Raw genomic sequence first — 2146 nt, 5'->3', positions numbered from 1 at the left:
CGGAAAAGGGGACGGGGCTCGGCTTCTTCGGCGCGAACCCGAACGAGCTCTTCATGTCGCTCGACTTCCACAAGCCGGAGGCGATCCAGATCATGAAGCGGCTGGCCGCCAAGACCGACGTGTGCTGCGAGAACTACCGGGCGGGCACGTTCGACCGGTGGGGGATCGGGTACCGGCAGTACAAGGACCTCAACCCGCGTCTGGTCTACCAGTGGATGGGCGGGTTCGGCGGCTGGGGCCCGGGGCGCAACCGCGCCTCCTACGACATCCTCGGCCAGGCGCAGGGCGGCTGCTTCTCCATCACCGGGTGGCCGAAGGAGTACGGCGGGATGCCGTCCAAGCAGACCATCTGGATCATGGACTACTGGGGCGGTGCGATCTCCGCGTTCAACATCATCGCGTGCCTGTACTGGCGCGACAACGTCTCCGGGGAAGGGAACTTCCTCGAGTACTCCCAGGTGCACGGCGCCCAGCGGCACCTGACCGACTTCATCGCCCTCTACGGCCGCACCGGCATCGTGGCGCAGCGGTGGGGGAACTGGGAGCCGCTGCTGTGCGTCCACGGGATCCTGAAGTGCGGGAAGTCGTCCTACCCGAACTCCAAGAACCCGCAGGAGCAGGAAGTCGGCTTCTGCTTCGTCTCCGCCTACAAGGACGACGATTTCAAGAAGCTGTGCGGCGTCGTCGGCAACGCCGAGCTCGCCAAGAAGTACCCGACCCACGCGGACCGCGTCGGGGCCGTCGCCCAGACGGAGATCTACCCCGCGCTGGAGAAGTTCGCCGCCGACAAGACCAAGGAGCAGGTGTGGAAGGCGTTCACCGACGCCGGCCTGGTGTCCCAGCCGGTGTGGAACTCCAACGAGGCGGCGAACCAGGAGCACTGGCACCTCCGGGGCTCGATGCAGTGGCTGGACGACCCGACCTTCGGGGACGTCCAGACCCAGGGCGTCGCGTACCGGCTGTCCGAGACGCCGGGACGCATCAAGAACGTCTTCAAGCCGGTCGGCGCGGACAACGAGTACGTCCTGACCAAGCTGTGCGGCTACGGCGGCTCCGAGATCGCCGACCTGGAAAAGAAAGAGATCATCTAATTACGATAAGGAGGTAACGATGAGCAGTCCTTTCCGCGACACGTCGCTCATACTGGAATGCCCGAAGTGCGAGACGATCAACTACCTTGATCCGTTCACCTTCTGGAACTTCAAGGGGAAGATCAAGTGCGCCGGCTGCGACGCCGTCTGGGCGTACGAGCTGGTGAACGGGACCCGCACCGCCGCGCCGGCCGCCGCCCAGGGGCCGCACGACAAGATGCCCGGCTTCGCGCAGAGCAAGGACTGGAAGCCGATCTACGACTTCTCCAAGGTCAACAAGGGGCCCCAGGCCCGCGAGGACTTCCAGGGGAAGCCGATCCCGATCACGAAGAACAAGCGCGGAAACCCGGTGTCGGGCGCCCCGCTGAAGCCGGAAGACCTGGTCGGAAGCCGCCCGAAGGCTTTCGCGTAGCAACGGACGGACACCGGACAGGACACCGAAATCTACAAAGGAGGAGCCACATTGGCGACCATACCGAATTGCCAGAAGTGCAAGAACTTCGTGCCCGCCACCGACCCGAACATCGTCAAGGTCTACGTGGGCCAGTGCCACAAGCTGGAATGGCCGTACGCCATCAACATCCCGAAGGAAGCGGGCGGGATCGAGGGGGAGTGCGGGTATTACGAGGGACCCGGACCGGCGGTTCTGAAGTAGAAAAAGGTTCTTGAACCGACCGTCGCCGGTCTGGTAGATTAGCGACGCGGCAGATCCACGGCCGCCCCGCGCGTAAGGTGGCGCGGCCGTGGATCTTGCCTTTTACGGGGGTTTCCGTCTTCCCAACCACATATCCGAAGGAGGGCTAAACGAAATGAAGGTGGAATTCTACTACGACAGCACGGTCGCTCCCGGCTCCGCGTTTCCGTGCGACAACGCCAAGGTGGTCGAGCTGATCAACCAGCTCGCCGCGAAGGGGAAGGCCGCGAAGGCGGTCGACCTGAAGGGCACGCAGGTGGCCTTCATGACGTACAACTCGGCGGTCACCGGTCCCAAGGCGCAGGTCCGCGCGGTGTTCGGGGCGAAGGGCGCCCTGCAGGAGGATTTCGGGAAGACCGTG

4 protein-coding genes are annotated in these 2146 nt (G+C 64.3%); all 4 read left to right on the top strand.

Annotation, left to right across the window (positions count from 1 at the left end; genetic code table 11):
- Positions 1-1091 (top strand): CoA transferase (locus HZB86_12835; GenBank protein MBI5906402.1); only part of this gene is annotated, 1091 nt, incomplete at its 5' end.
- 19 nt (positions 1092-1110) lie between these two features.
- Positions 1111-1503: a hypothetical protein gene (locus HZB86_12830; GenBank protein MBI5906401.1), complete on the top strand. Its 393-nt coding sequence runs from the start codon at positions 1111-1113 to the stop codon at positions 1501-1503.
- Positions 1504-1554: 51 nt separating this feature from the next.
- On the top strand, positions 1555-1746 hold the full coding sequence (locus HZB86_12825; GenBank protein ID MBI5906400.1) for a hypothetical protein: 192 nt from the start codon (positions 1555-1557) through the stop codon (positions 1744-1746).
- 154 nt (positions 1747-1900) lie between these two features.
- On the top strand, positions 1901-2146 hold a 246-nt coding region (locus HZB86_12820; GenBank protein ID MBI5906399.1), incomplete at its 3' end, for a hypothetical protein.

The sequence above is a fragment of the Deltaproteobacteria bacterium genome, from assembly GCA_016234845.1.
GTDB lineage: Bacteria > Desulfobacterota > Deferrimicrobia > Deferrimicrobiales > Deferrimicrobiaceae > JACRNP01.
Note: the sequence above shows the minus strand (reverse complement) of the source record. Positions and strands in the feature narration are given on the sequence as shown.

What these genes read in the sequence shown, in the direction of transcription:
- HZB86_12830 (MBI5906401.1), top strand. Translation starts at nt 1,111, where the DNA reads ATGAGCAGTCCTTTCCGCGACACGTCGCTCATACTGGAATGCCCGAAG.